This window comes from Betaproteobacteria bacterium, from assembly GCA_009377585.1.
Classification (GTDB): Bacteria; Pseudomonadota; Gammaproteobacteria; order Burkholderiales; family WYBJ01; genus WYBJ01.
In genome coordinates this window covers 7,438-24,702 of record WHTS01000008.1, presented here as the reverse complement: position 1 = coordinate 24,702, position 17,265 = coordinate 7,438, and the positions used below count along the sequence as shown (strand labels likewise).

Below are 17,265 nucleotides of genomic sequence, written 5' to 3'. Positions count from 1 at the left end.
GCCGGCGCGGACCATGGTCCGCGAATTCCCGCCCTCACCCCCAGCCCCTCTCCCGGGGGGAGAGGGGAGCGCCGCTCGCTACGATCGATAGTCTCAGCACCGGCTCGCCGTCAGCAGCAGCGCCAGCGCATTCCAAACGATCGCGATCAACGCCAGGCCGCAAACCATGGTAGCGACGTGAGCCACCACGCGCCGGGTGTCGTCGCTGCGTCGTGCGATGCTGCCCTGCAGCCTGTCGGCGCGCCGTGCGATGACGTACAAGACGCCGAGCGATAACGCCGCTGCCAACAGCAGCAGCAAGGGCACGACACCCAGGCCGAGCCACAGCGCATACGAAAAACCGCGCGTGCAGGCGATCGCGGCGAAGATGTAGGTAAACAGGAACAACGCCGCCCACACCAGCAGGCCGCCGCAGAGAAAACGCACCGCGCGGGCGAAATCCAAGGACGGCGCGCTCATGCGCCGCTCCCTCGCAACCGCGGCGCGCTCATGCGCCGCTCCCTCGCAACAGCGGCGAGCCGTAAACGATCGCCAGCGCAACCAGACCCTGGCCCACGGCGTACAGCCAGAACAGGCGGCAATTGTCGAAGCTCACGCGCCGGATGCCATCCAGGAGCCCCGTCCAGGAGCGCGCGAGCAGGTATGCCGCCATGATGACGACCACCGCAACGAACAAACCCTGATAGGCGAAGAACGCATAGACGACGGCAGCGTACGCATGCTCGGTCGGAGCCAAGCCGGCACGGTACTGCCCGTAGAGCCCCACGCCGAATGCCGCGCACGCGGCCAGCAAGGCGATCCCGATTCCGAGGCGAAAACGCCGGTGGCCATAGCGCTCGAGCGCCTGCCGCGCCCACCGCAGCGCGAACGCCGAAGCCGCATACAGCAGGGCCGAAGCCAGCGGCCACGTCAGGTCGGGCAGTGCGCCGGGCAGCGGCGGCCACGCGCCCGGCGTGACGGTCCAATAGTAGAAGTACGCGAACGCGAGGCAGGCGAAGATCGTCCCGGACACGAACATCAGGACGACCATCGCCCACCAGGAATGCGAGTTGGGCCCAGTCATGTAGACCGGCAGCCGGGTGCCCTCGCCCACGTCCACCGGCGGATGCATCGGACCCTGGTCGCTCTGCCAGAGCCAGCGCCAGATGGCGACCAATGCGACCACGCCGCCGATCGCCGCGGGCAGCGTCATCTTCACGGTCAGGAGCAGGAAAAACGCCGCGGTCCCGGCGCCGGCTACGAGCGGCAACCAGCTCGGCCCGGGCAGGATCGCCAGGTACTGCGGCTGCGCCTCGAGGGGCGAAGTGACGATACTCTCGCGCCGGCCGGTGGCGGTGCCGGGAAGAAAATGCTGGCCGCTATCGACTTCGCGCGGCAACTCGGGATGGTTCCAGAGCGGATAGCGCGCCTCCACCCGCGGGATGCTGCGGATGCCGAAATCGTCCTGCGGCAGCCACTCCAGGGTGCCGGCGCGCCAGGGGTTGGTGTCGACCTTGCCCGCGACCCGCAGATGCAGAATGACGTCGATGAGCACCAGCGCGACTCCGGCCGCGAGTACGAACGCGCCCACGGTCGATACGAGGTTAAGCCCGTCCCAACCCAGATCGGGCGCATAGGTATGCACGCGCCGCGGCATGCCGCGCAGTCCCGTCCAGTGCATCGGCAGAAAGGTGACCGTGAAGCCGGCGAACATGAGCGCGCACGCACACTTGCCCAAACGTTCGGACAACGGGCGCCCCGAGATCATCGGCGCCCAGAAGTACAGCGCCGCGAACAACGGAAACACCATGCCGCCGATCAGCACGTAATGGAGGTGGGCCACGACGAAGTGGGTATCGTGCACCTGCCAGTCGTACGGGATCACCGCCAGCATGACTCCCGTGAGCCCGCCCAGCACGAAGGAACCGAAGAATGCGAGCAGGAACCAGGTCGGCGTTGCCTTGAGCACGTTTCCGCGCCATAGCGTCGCGATCCAGGCGAAGATCTGGATGCCGGTCGGAATGGCGACCGCCATGCTCGCGGCCGAGAAGAAGCTCATCGACAGCTGCGGCATTCCGGTCGCGAACATGTGATGCGCCCACAGCCCCATGCCGAGAATCGCCACGCCGATCAGCGCGGCGACAATCCAGCGGTAGCCGACCAGCGCCGTCTGCGCCAGTGCCGGCACCATCATCGAGATCATCCCGGCCGCGGGCAGGAAAATGATGTAGACCTCGGGATGGCCGAAAAGCCAGAACAGGTGCTGCCACAGCAACGGATCGCCGCCCTTGGCGGCGATGAAAAACGGCCAGTGCAGCGCGCGCTCGATCTCCAGCAGCAGCGTGGCCAGTATGACCGGCGGAAAACCGAACACGATCATCGCGCCCACGACGAGCATGGTCCAGGCGTAGATCGGCATCCTGCCGAGCGTCATACCGGGCGCGCGCGTGCGCAATACGCCAACCACGAGCTCGATCGCGCCGGCGATCGCCGAGATCTCGATGAAGCCGATCCCGAGCAGCCAGAAGTCCGCCCCGAGCCCGGGCGAATGCTCGTAGCTGGTCAGCGGCGGGTACATGAACCAGCCGCCGGATGGCGCAGCGCCGAAGAACAGCGTGCAGAAGAACACCGCGCCGCCGATGGCATAAGCCCAGAACGCGTATGCCGACAGGCGTGGAAACGGCAGATCGCGCGCCCCCAGCATCGGAGGCAGCAGGTACACCGCGACCGCTTCGATCACCGGCACGGCGAACAGGAACATCATCACCGTGCCGTGCATGGTGAAGAGCTGGTTGTAGAGCTGCGGCGAGACCAGATCGTTCTGCGGCGCTGCGAGCTGGACGCGCATCACCAGCGCGAGCACGCCGGCAAGCAGCAGGAAAACGAACGCGGTGCCGATGTACCACAGACCGACGTTGGTATTGTTCACCTCGGTCAATCGGCGCAACCCGGCCGGTACGGCCCACGCGCGCTCGAGGCGCTCGACTTCGTCCTCCGGGCGTGGCAGCGCGTTCGGCAAAGCCTTGCGCAGGCGCGACAGCCGCTCGCCCTCGGCCTGCATCAGTCCAGGCTCGCGAGATAGGCGGCCAGCGCACGCAGCTCCGGTCCGGCGAGATCCTTGCTCGGCGGCATGCGATTGCCCGGTTTGACGCGCTGGGGATCGGCGATCCAGCCGGCCAGCGTACCGACGTGATTGTCCAGCGTGGCGGCGGCAAGCGTTCGGCGCGAAGCCACATGGGTCAGGTCGGGGCCGTCGGTTCCGCGCGCCGCCGTCCCGCGAATGGCATGGCATTCGACGCAGCGCGCTTGCAGGAACGCCTTTCGCCCGCGTGCCAATTGCGCATTCGCGGGAGGACGCGCGGCCCCCGCCTGGCGCTCAAGCCACGCCCGATAGTCGGCGGGATCTTCCGCGATCACGATGAGCCCCATCAGCCCGTGCGGGCCGCCGCAATACTCCGCGCACTGGCCGCGGTAGACGCCGGCCCGCGACGCCTGCCAGACCAGCCGGTTCACGCGGCCCGGAATCATATCGACCTTGCCGCCGAGCGCCGGCACCCACAGGCTGTGGATGACGTCGCGCGTATGCAGCTCCAATTCGACCGCGTGCCCGACCGGAACCCGAATCTCGTTGGCCAGAACGATCGCCTCGGGCGCGTCACCCTGCAGTTGCTGCGACGGTTGCTTCGACGCCGAAGCGGCGGCAACCCGCGCCCCGCCGCACAATTCCTGCAGCAGCAAGGCCAGCTCGGAACCCGGCTTCGCGGGCGGGAGGTAACGCACCTCCCACCACCACTGGTGCGCGATCACCTGGATGCGCGCAACCGGCGAGGCTGGCGGGCGCGTCAACGAATTACCGATTAACAGCGATGCCACGAGCAGCACGCTGAGCACCACCACCGGAAAGGCGATGCCGCCGCCGAGCACGAACAGCGGGCTGCTGGCCGGCCGCGGCGAACCGAACATCGCTCGCATCGTGAGCAAGAGCACGAACAGCGTGATCGCGGCCGCGCCGATGTACATCGCGATACCGAGCGCATGAATCGTCTCGGCGGCGGCGCTCGCCGGCGCATGCACCGATTGCGCGGCGCACACGCCTCCTGCGGCGAGCAGCAACGCGCAAGCGGGCAGAAATGTCACCATACAAGCATCGCGGGCTGCATCCTCGAACCTGCGTGGCCTCCCTTCCCTCACCCCCAACCCCTCTCCCGGAGGGAGAGGGGAGCGTCGCGTGCCCGCCAGGCGGGCAGGTTCCTGGGGCCTGCGCAAGGTCGTCATCAGTGCAGGCTCAGCAGGTAGGCTGCCATGTTGCGCGCATCGACTGCGTCGACACCGACGGCCGGCATGGCAGTCGAAGGCACGAGCGCGGGCGGATCGACGATCCAGCGCGTGAGCATCGCCTCGGTGTTGGCGAATCGCCCGCTGATGTAGATGCGATTGCCGAAGCCCGCGAGCGGCGGTCCCACCAGGCCGACCGCGCCGCGCACGCCGGGAATGCGATGACATACTCCGCAATCGTGCGCCTGCAAGGCAGCTTGGCCCGCTCTTGCGTCGCCCGTGATCGGGGGGCCTGCCGGTTCGGCCCCGCATGCGGCCAACGCGGTCGCCAGGCAAACACCGGCGATGCATCGGACCGCATTCATTTCAGCCGCACGAGGTAAGCCGCGATATCGCGGGCATCGGCCTCGGTGAGCCCGGTATCCGGCATCGCGGTCTGCGGATCGACCGACTGCGGCTCCCGCAACCAGCGAACCAGGTTCTCGAAGTTGTTGGGCAAGGTGCCGGCGATGTACCTGCGACTGCCCATCGCCTCTAGCGGCGGCCCGGTGTGCGATTTCGGTCCGACGATGCCCGGGATTCGATGACATGCCGTGCACGCGTACTGCTGGATGACGACGCGGCCGCGAGCCGGGTCGCCCATCGCCTCTGGCCCCGCATCGGGTTCGCGCGGGCCGCAACCCGACGGCGAAATGCGGCTTCCCAGCCGCGCGTATTCGCGCGCGCTCATCCCGGGCAGCGTCTGCAGGAAGGCGACGGTGGCCCACAACGCGTCGTCGTCCAGGCGAAACTGCCACGCCGGCATTCCGGTCATCTTGATCCCGTAGCGGATGATCCAGTAGAGCTCGGCGGGAGACCAGTCGTGCGCAGCCTGCGACAAGGACGACGGCACGGGCAGCAATCCCTTGGCGAACTCGGCGCGCGCCACGCCCGGCGCGCCGTGGCACTGCTCGCAATGTGCCTTGAAGCACGCGAACCCGCGTGTCAGGGCGGCAGGCGCTTGCAGCGGCGGCACCTCGATGCCGCGCGAGTGATGCTCGACCGAACGGCGCAGCCCGATTTCGAGCGCAAGAAAGGTCGGCCGCAGGTGCTGTTCGGTGGCTGCGACGCTGTACCAGCCCGAATACATAAGCGCGGCCGCGCCGATCGCGCCAAGCAGGATGAGTAGGCCTGTGACCGCGCCGGCTACGCGTGCTGTCCGGGACGCCATCCGGACACTAGAGCGCCTCGGACTCGAGCGCAACGTACTGCGACCGACCGGAGCGAAGCACGAGCAGCGCAACCGGCTGACCGGCGCGCGCTTCAACCAGCCGATCAAACTCCGCGCGCGTGCGGAACGGAGCATCGCTGACGGCAACGATGACGTCGCCGCTCTGCAGCGTACCCGGCCGGGCCATATCGTCGGCGCGTTCTACCAGCAGCCCACAGGAAAACTTGCGTGCGTCCCGCTCTCCAGGAGCGACCTCGGTCAGCACCAGCCCGATCGTTCGCTTCGCCGCGCCGGCTACAACGCCCGAATGCGCAGAGGCCCACTCCGATGCGGAATCGACGATGATGGCCGCATGTAGCAAGGCGTTGCGTCGCCACAACTCGACATCGGTACGCGTGCCGGGTGCCGTGTCCGAGACTTCCCGCATCAGGTCCGACGGTTCCTCGATCGACTTGCCGCCGTATCCCAGCACGATGTCGCCGGCGCGGATGCCGGCGCGGCTCGCCGGGCTTTGGCTGCGAACGGCCGTGACCAGCGCGCCGCGCGCCGGATCGAGATTGAACGACGCGGCCAGAACTTCGCTCACGGGCTGGGCCTCGATGCCGAGGAAGCCGCGGGCGATGCTGCCTCGGCTGCGCAGTTGCTTGCTCACCTCGAGCGCGGTCTCGATGGGAATGGCGAACGACACGCCCATGTAGCCGCCGGTGCGTGTATAGATCTTGGAATTGATTCCCACCACCTCGCCGCTCAAATTGACCAGCGGCCCGCCCGAGCTACCCGGGTTGATGGCTACGTCGCTTTGCAGGAAGCGAGTCGGCGACCCGCTGGGCAAATTGCGTTCCTTGGCGCTGATGATTCCGGCCGTGATGGTATTGTCGAAGCCGAATGGGGAGCCGATCGCGGCCACCCAATCGCCGACGCGCAGCCGCCGCGAGCTGCCCACCGGTGCTGCGCGCAGCCCCCGCGCGCTCACCTTGAGCAGAGCGATATCGGTAGCGGCATCCATGCCCACGATCTTCGCCTTCAGCTCGCGCTTGGAGCCGGTCAGGCGCACATAGACTTCGTCGACGCCCTCGACCACGTGCGCGTTGGTCAGTATGTAGCCGTCATGGCCAAGCACGAAGCCGGATCCGAGCCCCGTCACCGTGCGCTGCGTTGCCTCGCCCATCAACTCGCGGTAGACATCGAAATGCCGCTCGGCGATTCCCGGAGCATGACGGACGAGCGAACGGGTGGTGATGTTGACCACCGAAGGACCGACGCGCTCGATCAGCCGGGTGAAATCCGGTAACCCTGAAACGCGGTCCGGCGCATTGGCCGGCGCCGGCGCCGGCGCTGCCGCCGCGACCTCGACCGCAAGGGCAGATTCCTCGCGCACGCCCTGCGGCACGGCGATGAAGACACCACCAGAGACGAGACAACCGGCGATGAACCACTTCGGCGCGGACATGGAGGTCTTGGCAGCTTTGTCTTTGTTATGGGACAGGCGGGCTCCTGCTCCACACAGGCAGGACGCGTCCGGTGGCATCCGTCGAGCAACCACCATGCCCGGCCTCAATTGGGGTTGCGGCCGCCGAACCCTGATTCAGTAGTGCCTATGCGTTTGTACTACAGCAGGTCGATCGAGCGTTGCCAGAGTCAACCCGATGCGAGGTGGCACACCGCAGAAATTCGCTGCGCGAGAGCAGCGCTACGCCGCAGCGGGCCCGCTATGCCGCGCCTCCGCCGCCAGCAGCTGCAGCAGCGACTTGCGCAGCGCGATCTGGTCCAGCAGCTTGCGACAATTGTAGTCGAGGCCGATCGTCCGCCGGCGCTGGTTGAAACGCCTGCATGCCGCGCGATACTGCACGAGCTGCAGCACGATGGCTTCGAGCAGTTGGCGATCATCGACCGAACGCTCACGATTGCCTGCGGATTTGGTGGTCATGCTCCTGCCTCCTTCGCTTGTTCTCGCAGGCGTTGAAGCAGCAAGCGTGCCAAAACAAATTCGCGTGGAATCAAACATTGCGCCAGCGCGACGAAGTTGGAATTGCCGGTTCGGCGAAGCAACTTACCGCGCGCGCCATCATGCCAGCCGGTTGACCAGGCAGTGGCCGGCCATCGTCAAGGAACTCCACCACGTCGACTCGGGTATGGAGTTTGCACGCGCGAACGCCATGCACACACGCCGGAGCGGCCTGCATCCTGCGCTCATGCAGGGACAGCCGCACATTATCGATCGGATCGTGGACTCCGCAGGCGCCTTGCAACGGGTACTGCGAGCGGAACCGCAACGGGTTGCACTGGATGTCCTGGTCGACGGGGCGGTGAGCCTCGCGCGACGTACGCTCGCGGCCGCCGCGCCGGCGATCGAAGTACGGCACGAACCGCACCCGTATATGTTGGAGGTCGACGCCGCGCGCCTGCAGCGCGCCATTGCCACCTTGATCGTGAGCGCCGTCAAAGGAAGGGCGCCGTTCGCGCCGTCGGTTGCCATCGTCTCTCATGGCAGCGCGGCCGGTGCCGACATTCGCATCACCCAGGCGGGTGCCGAGGTCGATCCACGCGCCTTGGGCGATAGCGTTCGGCACACCGATAGCAACCCGTCCACACTCGATCTGCAAATGGCCCTGGCGCGCCAACTGATCGACGCGCAGGGCGGATCGATCGTGCTGAGGGCGGCGGGCGGCGGCGTGCAGCCCAGTCTCGTAGTCCGCCTGCCGGCCAAAGCCGTCAAGCGGTTTGGCGGGAAACCGAAGACGTTCGCGCCCCCGGCACCGCTCGGCACGCGCCTGGACGGCGTTCATATCCTGCTGGTCGAAGACGACCCGGATGCTCTCGAGTTTCTTGCGCTCATCCTGCGCCAGACCGGCGCGACCGTCTCGGCGTTCCCCTTGGCCGCGCCGGCGTTCGACTTTTATTCGCGCAGCGAGCGGCTGCCCGACATCGTGGTTTCGGACATCGCGATGCCGGTCGAAGACGGCTACAGCCTGATGTGGCGCCTGCGGGCGTGGGAGCTGAACCGCGGGCGCATTCCTGTTCCTGCCGTGGCCGTGTCGGCTTTCGCCCGCGATGAAGACGTGCAGCGCGCCCACGCCCACGGCTTCGACGTTCACGTGCCGAAGCCGGTGGACGCCAGTCAGCTGATCAGCCTCATCGCCGCCTGGACGCGTTCCTCGCCTTAGCACGGCGCGCCCACACACCGCAGCACTATCGAGATGCGACCACACCGGAGCGCTGCAGGGGGCGCGCGCCGCACGCGTTCGCGGCGCTTCCTTCCGTATTATTTTCCGGGCCCGGACCGACTTTACAGGTTTCCGCCGTCTGAAAGGCTTGCACGTCTGTGCGAGAGCTGCGGCTTTCGCCAAGCCGAACATCGGCTTGCACTTTTGCGCGGCAGCGTTGGCGTTCCGGCATAGCTCTTGCAGACGAGCGTTCTTATAACCGCGCTGGGAGCTCTCATGCAACAAGGCCTGGAACTTCGTACCACGCAACAATTGACCCTTTCGCCGCAGATCGTGCAGGCGATCAGGATCCTGCAGCTCTCCGCGGCCGACCTCGAACACGAGGTGGAAGAGGCCCTGGCAAACAATCCCTTTCTGGAACGCGCGGAGACCGCCGCGCAACCGGCCGCAGCATCGACCACGGCCACGACGACGGCCTCTACCGAAGACGAGGTTGCGGAGCCCGCCCAATCTGTCGCAGCCGCCTCGGAAAGCGACGACGATGGCGAAGGCCACGACCCCTGGACCAGCGTATCGCCGAAGCGCAACGACGACGAGCGCCCGATCGGCGAAGGTTATGCGCTCAGCGTGACCTTGCGCGATCATCTGGTCGAACAGCTGGCCGGCAGCCGCCTGAGTGAATACGACCGCCTCGTCGTGGAGATCGTAATCGACGGCCTGGACGACGATGGTTATCTGCGCCAGACCCCGGAAGAGCTGCTTTCGACGCTGCCCAAAGGTCATCCGGTTACCGTGGAGGACGTGGACGTGGCGATCCGCTTCGTGCAAAGCCTCGATCCTGCCGGCATCGGAGCGCGCAACCTGGCGGAGTGCCTTGCGCTGCAGCTCGATCGCGCCTGCGATGCAGGCGACGAGTTGCCGATCGCCAAGCGCATCGTTCGCGAGCACCTCGATCTGCTCGCCTTGCACGATTCCACCCGTCTCGCGCACAAGCTCAACGTGACCGAAGAAACGGTCCGGCGCGCCAACATTCTCATTCGCAAGCTCAACCCGAGGCCCGGGGGGCAGTTCAGCGAGGCGCAGGCGCGCTACGTGGTGGCCGACGTCATCGTGCGCAAAGCCAACGGCAAGTGGATCGCCTCGATTCATCCGCAGGCACTGCCCAACATCCAGATCAATCAGATCTACGCGGATGCGCTGCAGCGCGACCGCTCGGGCAACGGCGCTCTTACACGCCACCTGCAAGAGGCCCGCTGGCTGATCCGTAACGTGCAGCAGCGCTTCGAGACGATCCAGCGCGTGGCGCAGGTCATCGTCGACCGGCAGCGGCGCTTTCTCGAACTGGGCGAGCTCGCGATGCGTCCGTTGATGCTGCGCGATGTCGCACGCGAGCTCGGTCTGCATCCTTCGACGATATCGCGCGTCACCAGCAACAAATACATGGAGACGCCAACGGGATTGATCGAGCTCAAGCGCTTCTTCTCCAGCCGGCTTACCAACGAAGAGGACGGCTCGAGCTGCTCTTCCACCGCGATTCGCGCCCTGATCCGGGAGTTGATCACCGCCGAAGATGCGCGTAACCCGCTTTCCGACGTGCAGATCGCGCGCATTCTCGCCAGCCGCTCGATCAAGGTCGCACGGCGCACCGTAGCAAAATATCGCACGGCACTGCGCATACCCTCGGTGGAAGCGCGCCGCATGTCGGTGACCGGAGTCGAGCCCTTGCGCCCCGCGCCGCCGCGGCCGATCGCTGCGCTCGCATCGGAACGGCGCTGGTCGAAGCGCAACCAGCAGGCGCCGAAACCCGACGCGCCGGGCGAGCTGACGCCTTCTCCTTCGGTCTAGCTGAAGCCGCCTCGTCCTTTAGCGCCGGTCGCACGCGCACGTAGCGTGCGACCGGCGTTTTTCCTTTTGGGAAGGCACGGCGTGTGCGCAACTCGTGCGCGCTGCCGTTCTGACGTGGAGTGAGGCGTGCCGCCCATCGATTGGTCTCAGGTCTGGAACCTCACCGTATCGCCGTGGGAGCTCGTCATACGCGGCAGCGTCATGTACTGGTTCATCTTCATCGCCTTTCGCACCCTCATGCGCCGCGACATCGGATCGATCGCGATCTCCGATGTCCTGTTCCTCATGCTGGTAGCCGACGCGGCCCAGAACGCGATGGCCGGCGAATATCGCTCGATTACCGACGGCATCATCCTGGTGGTAACCCTGTTGGCGTGGAACATCGTGGTCGACTGGCTGGCCTACGCCTCGCCCGCGCTGCGGCGAGTGCTGGCGCCGCGCAGCATTCTGCTGGTGCGAAACGGAGCGCTCATTCGCCCCAACCTGCGCAAACAATTCATCACCGAAGACGAGCTGTGCGCGAAGCTGCGCGAGCATGGCGTCGAGGATCTCGCCAAGGTGAAGGAGGCTTTCCTCGAAGCCGACGGCGACGTGAGCGTCCTCAAGCGCTGAGCCGAGGCCATCAACGCTGAGCCGAGGCCATCAACGCTGGGCCGAGGCCATCAACGCTGGGCCGAGGCCATCAACGCTGGGCCGAGGCCATCAACGCTGGGCCGAGGCCATGGCGGGCATGGGTGCTGCGCCGGCATTTTCCGTCTCAAACCGATCAGAGGAGCACGCGATGAGTGACGTCACCGCTTCCGCGCCCAAGGGAAAGGCGCCGTCCGCGCCGTCCCCCGGAGGCGCCCAAATCGTCGGCACGCCGCAGGATTCGTCCGGGCCCGGGCCGCGGCTGATGCTTGCCAGCACCCTGGAGGGCGATCCGGTCATCAATCGCGAAGGCGATAAGCTGGGCACGATCGACGAGATCATGCTCGATGTGCCGATGGGACGGATTGCCTACGCCGTGCTGTCGAGCGGCGGTTTTCTGGGCGTGGGAGACAAGCTCTTCGCCATCCCATGGGGAGCGCTCACTCTGGATACCGACAACAAGTGCTTCATTCTCGATGTGTCGAAGGCGCGTCTGGAAAAGGCGCCCGGTTTCGACAAGGACCACTGGCCCTCGCTCGCCGATCAAAGCTGGACGCGCAACGTGCATAAATACTACGTCACGCCGCCGTATTGGGAATGAGGCGTGGCCCTCTGCGGCCGTCAGCCTAGCCGGCCTCTGCCGCCGTCAGCCGGTTCTCGACCCGCTCAACGCCTTCGATGCTGCGTGCTATCGTGAGCGCGCGCTCGACTTGCGCCTGATTCGCGAGCCGCCCCGTGAGCGTGACGACACCGCCAGTCGTATCGACGTCGATGCTCGTGCCGGCAACGCCGTCGTCGGCCAGCAATGCCGTTTTCACCTGGGCCGTCAGCCCGCCATCGCTCAGCAATCGCCCGCTCGTCTGCGCGCCCTCTTTGATGATTTCGCCTGCCTTGCGCGCGAATTGGCCGGTCTCGCGAGCGCCCTCGCGGGCCACTTCTTCGGCCTTGGACAGCGCCTGGTTGGCGCTGCGCACAGCTTCCGACGCACTCTGCGCCGCGCGATCTTCCTGAGCGCGGTCACAGCCCACTGTGAGCACGGCAACGCCCAACGCCGCCGCAACAAGCCGAAGTCGTATACCGCCGCAGCAGCCGTTCATCTCGCGCTTTCCTTCCCGTGTCCCGAGGCGTGCGCCATGGCTGCGCACAATGCCAATGCCGGCAAACAAAGCGCCGGCAACCTTGGGGCTGCCGGCGCGAGCAGGCTTGATGCGCTGAACCTTCGGATCGTCAGATCGGCGGCCGGCGACCCATGACCGCGAACACGATTGCCAGGATGATCCCAATCACTGCCAGGGCCCACGCGATATTGACCGCGGTACCCGCAATGCCGCTGAAGCCCAGCACAGCAGCGATCAACGCGATGACGAAAAATGTGACTGCCCATCCGATCATGGCCATCTCCCGATAAGTATGAAAGTCTGAGGTTGATTCGCCTCGCTGCCGGTTGCCGCGGGAAATCGGGGCGCCTGCACGGGCTTGCCTCCTCACCGCAAACAGCAGGCCCGCGCATCCGACCGGATTCTCGTTCAACGCGCGGCCATCGAAGCGCTGCGCTGATCGGAAGACATGGCTCCGGCCTGCTGCTCCACGCTCGCAGGGAATCGCATGACGACGCGACGCTTCCCCGGCCCGACGTTGACCTGCTGCGTACGAGTCTCACCGCTAAACTGCGCCTTGACGGTGTAATTTCCCGCCGGCAGCCTGGCCATCAACCATGGCCCGTCGGTGACGGTCGAAAGCACGTTGTTGCCGCGTGCATCGGCGATATCGACCTGGACAGCAGACAGGTATTCGCCCTCGGGCGCATAGGCAAATTCGAGCTGCAGGTTGTATTGACCCGACTGCGCGGCAAGTTGCTGGCGCGCGGCCAAACCCACGCCGCCGCTGGTGAATTCGACGCCCGAGGCACTGCGGCTGGCATCGCTTCGAGCCGGTTGGCCGGACTGCGGTTGGCCGGACTGTGCCTGCGCCATGCTGCCGACGATGGCGAATGACGAGGCCAGGACAAGGGCTGTAAAAGGCTTGCGTTTCATTTCTGAAGCTCCTTTTGTGGTTTACTGGAAAAGAACCCTATGCAACGGGCGTGCCGCTCGCGCTCCATGCAATTACGCGGTCCGTCGGGGCGCGCTCACATCAAGCTGCGGCCGGGATGCCATGGCAGCAGGTGAGTGAGCGCTCGAGGGCCCACGGGCATGTTTGGCATTTTCGCGGGTACGGCCGATGCAAGAATCGAGAAATAGTGCGCCCGCCAAGCCTGTGCGAGTGCGGGCGCCCGGCAGGCGGCGTGGCTGTGCGCGGCACCCGAGGCGCGTGGCAAGCCCTCGGCGCATGTGCCGGCCCAAAGGGTCCGCGGGAGACGAACAATGGAGGGATTCGCAATGGACACCGCGCCATACGCCAGTTCTGCCGTGAACGAACCCGAGTTGAGTTACGTGGGTTCCCCGGGTTGCGGGCGTTTCGTGCAATCGCAAGCGGCTGACCCAATCGTCGGCGTGGTTCTCGCCGGCGGTCAGGGTTCGCGACTCGCTCCCCTGACGATGGACCAGGCCAAGCCCGCCGTCCCGTTCGGACCGCAGCATCGCATCATCGATTTCGCGCTTTCGAATCTTTTCAACTCCGGGCTTGGCCCGATCCACGTTCTGGTTCAGCATAACGCCAGCTCCATCACGGACCACTTGCGGCTCGCCTGGCAGCCGTTGATGCGAAGGGGTGCTCTGAAAACCGTGCAGCCACGCGGGCGCGTGTTCAAAGGCACGGCGGACGCGGTGCGGCAAAGCATCGATGCGCTCGGGCTCGAGCGCGGCGGTGTCGTGGTCGTGTTCGGCGCCGACCACGTCTACCGCATGGACGTAAACCAGATGATCGAATTCCATCGGGCGCACGCAGCCGACGTAACCGTGGCCGCGTTGCCCGTTGCGCGCACTGAGGCGCGTGCCTTCGGGGTGATCGGCTGCGATCGCGACGGGCGCATCGCGAGCTTCCTGGAAAAACCCGACGATCCCCCGGGCATGCCGGACGAGCCGTCGAAGGCGCTGGCGTCGATGGGCAACTATGTCTTCAACGCCGACTGCCTGCTGCGCGCGCTGCGCGAACCGGCAGGCCGCGAGGAACCCGATTTCGGCCACGACGTGCTGCCGCGCCTGCTGCGACAGGGCAGCCGCGTGTACGCCTACGACTTCGCATCCAATCGCGTCCCGGGTACGCCGCCTTACGAGCAGCTTGCGTATTGGCGCGACGTCGGCACGGTCGACGCTTATTTCAACGCGAATCTGGACACCCTCGGCGCCCAGCCGGTGTTCGATCTGTCCAATCCGCACTGGCCTATTCGCATGGCAGCCCGCTCGTGGCCACCGGCCCGCCTGGTACGCAGCAGCCTCGGCAATAGCCACGTCGGTGCGGGCGCGCTCATTCGTGGCGCCGCGATACGAGACTCCATCATCCGTCGTGCCGCGATCGTCCAAGACGGCGCCGAGCTCGAGCAGTGTGTCGTCATGGACCACGGCCACATCGGCAAGGGCGCTCGGTTGCGGCGCACGATCGTCGATTGCAACGCCGTCGTCCCGCCCCACGCGCGCATCGGATTCGATCCGGAGTACGACGCACGTTACTGGACGGTAACGCCCGAGGGCATCACCGTGGTGGGCCATACGGCTTGCGCGGCGGCGACAACAGCGTGAACGTGCTGCTGCCGTGCGCGTGCTAAGCTCGTCACGCATCGCCCTGGCCGTGTAGTCGCTAGTCGTTGCCTGCGCTCGCTGCAATGGCGATCCGGGCGCGGGCGGATTGCAACGGATCATCTCATGCGCATTCGACAAGTCAGGCTGCGGCTACTTCTCGCGCTGCTGGTACTGGCGGCCATCGTACCGGTCACGTTGCTGACGGTAAGTCTGCTGCTGCGCTTCTGGAACGATCAGGTACAGAGTGCGGAGCAGCGCAATGTCGAGACCGCGCGCGCCATATCGGTATCGGTCGAGCAGGAGATCGAGGGGGCGATCGCGGCCCTGAATGTCATGAGCACGTTCGACGTCTTCGACGCGTGGCGGCTGTCCCGCTTTCAGGACGCGGCGCTGCGGCTGGTCGGGCAAAGACCGGGATGGCTGGGGCTGATCCTGGTCGATCCGGCGGGAGGCCTGCTGGTCAACACCGCCTATCCGTCCGCGGTTGGCGGCACCCACAGGCCATCGTGGGCGAGCACGGTTGCAAGCACGCGGCGCGCGGCCGTGTCGGAGCTGTTCGAGGATCCCGCGAGCCGGCAGCGCTTCGTGGTCGTCGCGGTGCCGGTGATGCGCAATGCGTCGCTGCAATTCGTGCTTGCGGCGCAGATCAGCACCACGGCGTTCGCCAACCTGCTCGCGCGCCAGAGCGCCCCAACCGAGGGTGTCATCAGCTTGATCGACGGAGCCAAGCGCATCATCGCCGGCACCCACTCCGAGCCCGGCATGGTGGGCAAACCGGCCAACCCGGATCTGGTCGACGCGGCCACCCGCATGGACGAAGGCGCATGGCGCGCGCAAATGCCAAGCGGCGCCGAGGCGTACGCCGCGCTCAGCCGCTCGCCGCTTACCGGATGGACGGTGGCCGTGACGCAGCCGAGCGAAGCGATCGACGGGCCGATCCGGCATGCCTTCTGGATGCTGGCGGCCGTGGGGCTGGTGGTTCTGGCGGCGGCAATGACGATCGCGCTCTCGCTCGGACGCACATTGATCCGCAGCCTCGCCGCGGTTACGGTCGCCACCGAGGCGCTGGCGCGCGGCCACAGCGTCTCTTCTCAGCCATCGGCGCTGGTGGAAATGGAACAGCTGTGGGGCGGCCTGCGCGAGGCGCAAGCGATCCTGGAGCGGCGGCTGCACGAGCGCGACCAGGCGGATCGCGACCGCCAGCGCGCGCTCGAGGCCGAGCGCATCGCGCGCGAAACGAGCGAAAAGGATCAGGGCCGCCTGGCAGTCACGTTGAGCAGCATCGCCGATGCGGTGCTGGCCACCGACTCGTCGGGTGGTGTAACGATCCTCAACGAAGTTGCGCAGGCGCTGACCGGCTGGAACGAATCGGGCGCGCTCGGAAAGTCGATCGACGAAGTGTTCCGGCTCGTGGACGAGCACACCCGGGAGCCGCTGGAGAGCCCGGTGGCCCGGGTTTACCGGGAAGGCAGCGCCCACGGCGGCGCGCATCCCATGCTGATCGCACGCGAAGGGTGCGAGCTGCCGATCGAGTACAGCGCGGCGCCCATCCACTCCGCGGACGGGCGCCTGCTCGGCACGGTGCTCGTATTCCGCGACGCAACCCGGGCGCGCGAAACCGAACGCATGCGCGAGGCGCTGCTCGCACGCGAGCAACAGGCGCGGCAGGATGCCGAACAGATGAGCCAGAGCAAGGACGAGTTCGTCGCAATGATCTCGCACGAGCTGCGCGCGCCGCTCAACGCGATCTACGGCTGGGTGCAATTGCTCCAGGGCGGGACGCTCGATGCGACCCAGCAGAAGCGCGCCATCGAAGTGATCGAGCGCAGCACCCGGGCGCAGACTCAGTTGATCGACGACCTGCTCGACATGTCGCGCATCATCCGCGGCAATCTGCGCCTGGACCTCGCGCCCACCGAGCTGCCGGCGGTGCTGCATGCGGCCATCGAATCGGTGCGTCCGTCGGCCGCCAGCAAGAAGCTCGAGCTGCAGCCGGCGCGGATCGAGAGCGTAACTGTGCTCGCCGATCCTGATCGCCTGCAGCAGATCTTCGCCAACGTGCTGGTGAACGCGATCAAGTTCACTCCCCAGGGCGGCCGCATCGAGATCGGTCTTGCCCGCGAAGGCTCCGAGGCCGTCGTGCGCATCGCCGACAACGGACTCGGCATCGAGGCCGACATGCTGTCGCATATCTTCGAGCCGTTTCGGCAGGCCGAAGCCGGCGGCGGCAAGCGTTCTCGCGGCGGCCTCGGCATCGGGCTTGCGCTCGTGCGTCACCTGGTGCAGAACCACGGCGGCAGTGTCCAGGCGGCAAGCGACGGTGCGGGAAAGGGCACGACCTTCACCCTGCGGTTGCCGGCATTGCTGGCAGACGCGTCCATAGAAGAGCCGGCCGCTCCGCCGCCCGACCACGCAGGCCGGATGGCCGGGCTAGGCTAGGCTGAGCCCGGATATCACCAGGTCCGTCACGAAGCGCAGTCAAGAT

At 66.5% G+C, this 17,265-nt stretch carries 15 protein-coding genes; 6 read left to right on the top strand and 9 right to left on the bottom strand.

The genetic code is table 11. From position 1 onward, the window contains the following. Nucleotides 1-93: 93 nt before the first annotated feature. The 6 genes from GEV05_04585 to GEV05_04560 form a co-directional block, all read right to left on the bottom strand. Complete coding sequence (locus GEV05_04585) at nucleotides 94-459, bottom strand: hypothetical protein (GenBank protein MPZ42678.1); 366 nt, start codon at nucleotides 457-459, stop codon at nucleotides 94-96. A gap of 28 nt (nucleotides 460-487) precedes the next feature. Beyond that, nucleotides 488-3,040, bottom strand: a complete 2,553-nt coding sequence (gene ctaD, locus GEV05_04580; GenBank protein MPZ42677.1) for a cytochrome c oxidase subunit I — start codon at nucleotides 3,038-3,040, stop codon at nucleotides 488-490. Continuing rightward, nucleotides 3,040-3,951, bottom strand: a complete 912-nt coding sequence (locus GEV05_04575; GenBank protein MPZ42676.1) for a c-type cytochrome — start codon at nucleotides 3,949-3,951, stop codon at nucleotides 3,040-3,042. Before GEV05_04575 ends, ctaD begins: the two co-directional genes overlap by 1 nt. 302 nt (nucleotides 3,952-4,253) lie before the next feature. Next, a complete protein-coding gene (locus GEV05_04570; protein ID MPZ42675.1) occupies nucleotides 4,254-4,619 on the bottom strand; it encodes a c-type cytochrome in 366 nt (121 codons plus the stop codon). Further along, entirely contained in the window at nucleotides 4,616-5,464 is an 849-nt protein-coding gene (locus GEV05_04565) for a c-type cytochrome (protein ID MPZ42674.1), read from the bottom strand. Before GEV05_04565 ends, GEV05_04570 begins: the two co-directional genes overlap by 4 nt. A gap of 7 nt (nucleotides 5,465-5,471) precedes the next feature. Then, the gene (locus tag GEV05_04560; protein MPZ42673.1) at nucleotides 5,472-7,010 is read right to left on the bottom strand and encodes a PDZ domain-containing protein; all 1,539 of its coding nucleotides are present in this window, start codon (nucleotides 7,008-7,010) and stop codon (nucleotides 5,472-5,474) included. A gap of 316 nt (nucleotides 7,011-7,326) precedes the next feature. Here GEV05_04560 and GEV05_04555 point away from each other — a divergent pair, with 316 nt between their 5' ends. The 4 genes from GEV05_04555 (at nucleotide 7,327) to GEV05_04540 (ending at nucleotide 11,704) form a co-directional block, all read left to right on the top strand. Further along, the gene (locus tag GEV05_04555) at nucleotides 7,327-8,628 is read left to right on the top strand and encodes a response regulator (GenBank protein ID MPZ42672.1); all 1,302 of its coding nucleotides are present in this window, start codon (nucleotides 7,327-7,329) and stop codon (nucleotides 8,626-8,628) included. Between the two features lie 276 nt (nucleotides 8,629-8,904). Continuing rightward, nucleotides 8,905-10,473, top strand: coding sequence for an RNA polymerase factor sigma-54 (locus tag GEV05_04550; protein MPZ42671.1), 1,569 nt, complete (start codon nucleotides 8,905-8,907; stop codon nucleotides 10,471-10,473). Nucleotides 10,474-10,674: 201 nt separating this feature from the next. Further along, nucleotides 10,675-11,085, top strand: a complete 411-nt coding sequence (locus GEV05_04545) for a DUF421 domain-containing protein (protein ID MPZ42670.1) — start codon at nucleotides 10,675-10,677, stop codon at nucleotides 11,083-11,085. Nucleotides 11,086-11,254: 169 nt separating this feature from the next. Continuing rightward, nucleotides 11,255-11,704, top strand: a complete 450-nt coding sequence (locus tag GEV05_04540) for a PRC-barrel domain containing protein (GenBank protein ID MPZ42669.1) — start codon at nucleotides 11,255-11,257, stop codon at nucleotides 11,702-11,704. Nucleotides 11,705-11,729: 25 nt separating this feature from the next. Here GEV05_04540 and GEV05_04535 read toward each other — a convergent pair whose 3' ends face one another. From GEV05_04535 to GEV05_04525, 3 genes are all read right to left on the bottom strand, one after another. Further along, nucleotides 11,730-12,200 (bottom strand): BON domain-containing protein, encoded by a 471-nt coding sequence (locus GEV05_04535; protein ID MPZ42668.1) that lies wholly within the window; start codon nucleotides 12,198-12,200, stop codon nucleotides 11,730-11,732. A 130-nt stretch (nucleotides 12,201-12,330) separates the two neighbouring features. Further along, nucleotides 12,331-12,495 carry a DUF1328 domain-containing protein gene (locus GEV05_04530; GenBank protein ID MPZ42667.1) on the bottom strand — a complete coding sequence of 55 codons (165 nt, stop codon included), beginning with the start codon at nucleotides 12,493-12,495 and terminating at the stop codon, nucleotides 12,331-12,333. Between the two features lie 134 nt (nucleotides 12,496-12,629). After that, entirely contained in the window at nucleotides 12,630-13,136 is a 507-nt protein-coding gene (locus GEV05_04525) for a carboxypeptidase regulatory-like domain-containing protein (protein MPZ42666.1), read from the bottom strand. Nucleotides 13,137-13,466: 330 nt separating this feature from the next. Between GEV05_04525 and GEV05_04520 the strand changes: the two genes are divergently transcribed. Next, entirely contained in the window at nucleotides 13,467-14,780 is a 1,314-nt protein-coding gene (locus tag GEV05_04520) for an NTP transferase domain-containing protein (GenBank protein MPZ42665.1), read from the top strand. A 123-nt stretch (nucleotides 14,781-14,903) separates the two neighbouring features. Continuing rightward, nucleotides 14,904-17,219 (top strand): PAS domain-containing protein, encoded by a 2,316-nt coding sequence (locus GEV05_04515; protein MPZ42664.1) that lies wholly within the window; start codon nucleotides 14,904-14,906, stop codon nucleotides 17,217-17,219. The last annotated feature ends 46 nt before the right edge of the window (nucleotides 17,220-17,265 follow it).

Excerpts from the sequence above, each read along its gene's own strand:
- GEV05_04585 (MPZ42678.1), bottom strand. The coding sequence starts at position 459 with ATGAGCGCGCCGTCCTTGGATTTCGCCCGCGCGGTGCGTTTTCTCTGC.
- ctaD (MPZ42677.1), bottom strand. The coding sequence starts at position 3,040 with ATGCAGGCCGAGGGCGAGCGGCTGTCGCGCCTGCGCAAGGCTTTGCCG.
- GEV05_04575 (MPZ42676.1), bottom strand. The coding sequence starts at position 3,951 with ATGCGAGCGATGTTCGGTTCGCCGCGGCCGGCCAGCAGCCCGCTGTTC.
- GEV05_04570 (MPZ42675.1), bottom strand. The coding sequence starts at position 4,619 with ATGAATGCGGTCCGATGCATCGCCGGTGTTTGCCTGGCGACCGCGTTG.
- GEV05_04565 (MPZ42674.1), bottom strand. The coding sequence starts at position 5,464 with ATGGCGTCCCGGACAGCACGCGTAGCCGGCGCGGTCACAGGCCTACTC.
- GEV05_04560 (MPZ42673.1), bottom strand. The coding sequence starts at position 7,010 with ATGGTGGTTGCTCGACGGATGCCACCGGACGCGTCCTGCCTGTGTGGA.
- GEV05_04555 (MPZ42672.1), top strand. The coding sequence starts at position 7,327 with ATGGCTTCGAGCAGTTGGCGATCATCGACCGAACGCTCACGATTGCCT.
- GEV05_04550 (MPZ42671.1), top strand. The coding sequence starts at position 8,905 with ATGCAACAAGGCCTGGAACTTCGTACCACGCAACAATTGACCCTTTCG.
- GEV05_04545 (MPZ42670.1), top strand. The coding sequence starts at position 10,675 with ATGTACTGGTTCATCTTCATCGCCTTTCGCACCCTCATGCGCCGCGAC.
- GEV05_04540 (MPZ42669.1), top strand. The coding sequence starts at position 11,255 with ATGAGTGACGTCACCGCTTCCGCGCCCAAGGGAAAGGCGCCGTCCGCG.
- GEV05_04535 (MPZ42668.1), bottom strand. The coding sequence starts at position 12,200 with ATGAACGGCTGCTGCGGCGGTATACGACTTCGGCTTGTTGCGGCGGCG.
- GEV05_04530 (MPZ42667.1), bottom strand. The coding sequence starts at position 12,495 with ATGATCGGATGGGCAGTCACATTTTTCGTCATCGCGTTGATCGCTGCT.
- GEV05_04525 (MPZ42666.1), bottom strand. The coding sequence starts at position 13,136 with ATGAAACGCAAGCCTTTTACAGCCCTTGTCCTGGCCTCGTCATTCGCC.
- GEV05_04520 (MPZ42665.1), top strand. The coding sequence starts at position 13,467 with ATGGAGGGATTCGCAATGGACACCGCGCCATACGCCAGTTCTGCCGTG.
- GEV05_04515 (MPZ42664.1), top strand. The coding sequence starts at position 14,904 with ATGCGCATTCGACAAGTCAGGCTGCGGCTACTTCTCGCGCTGCTGGTA.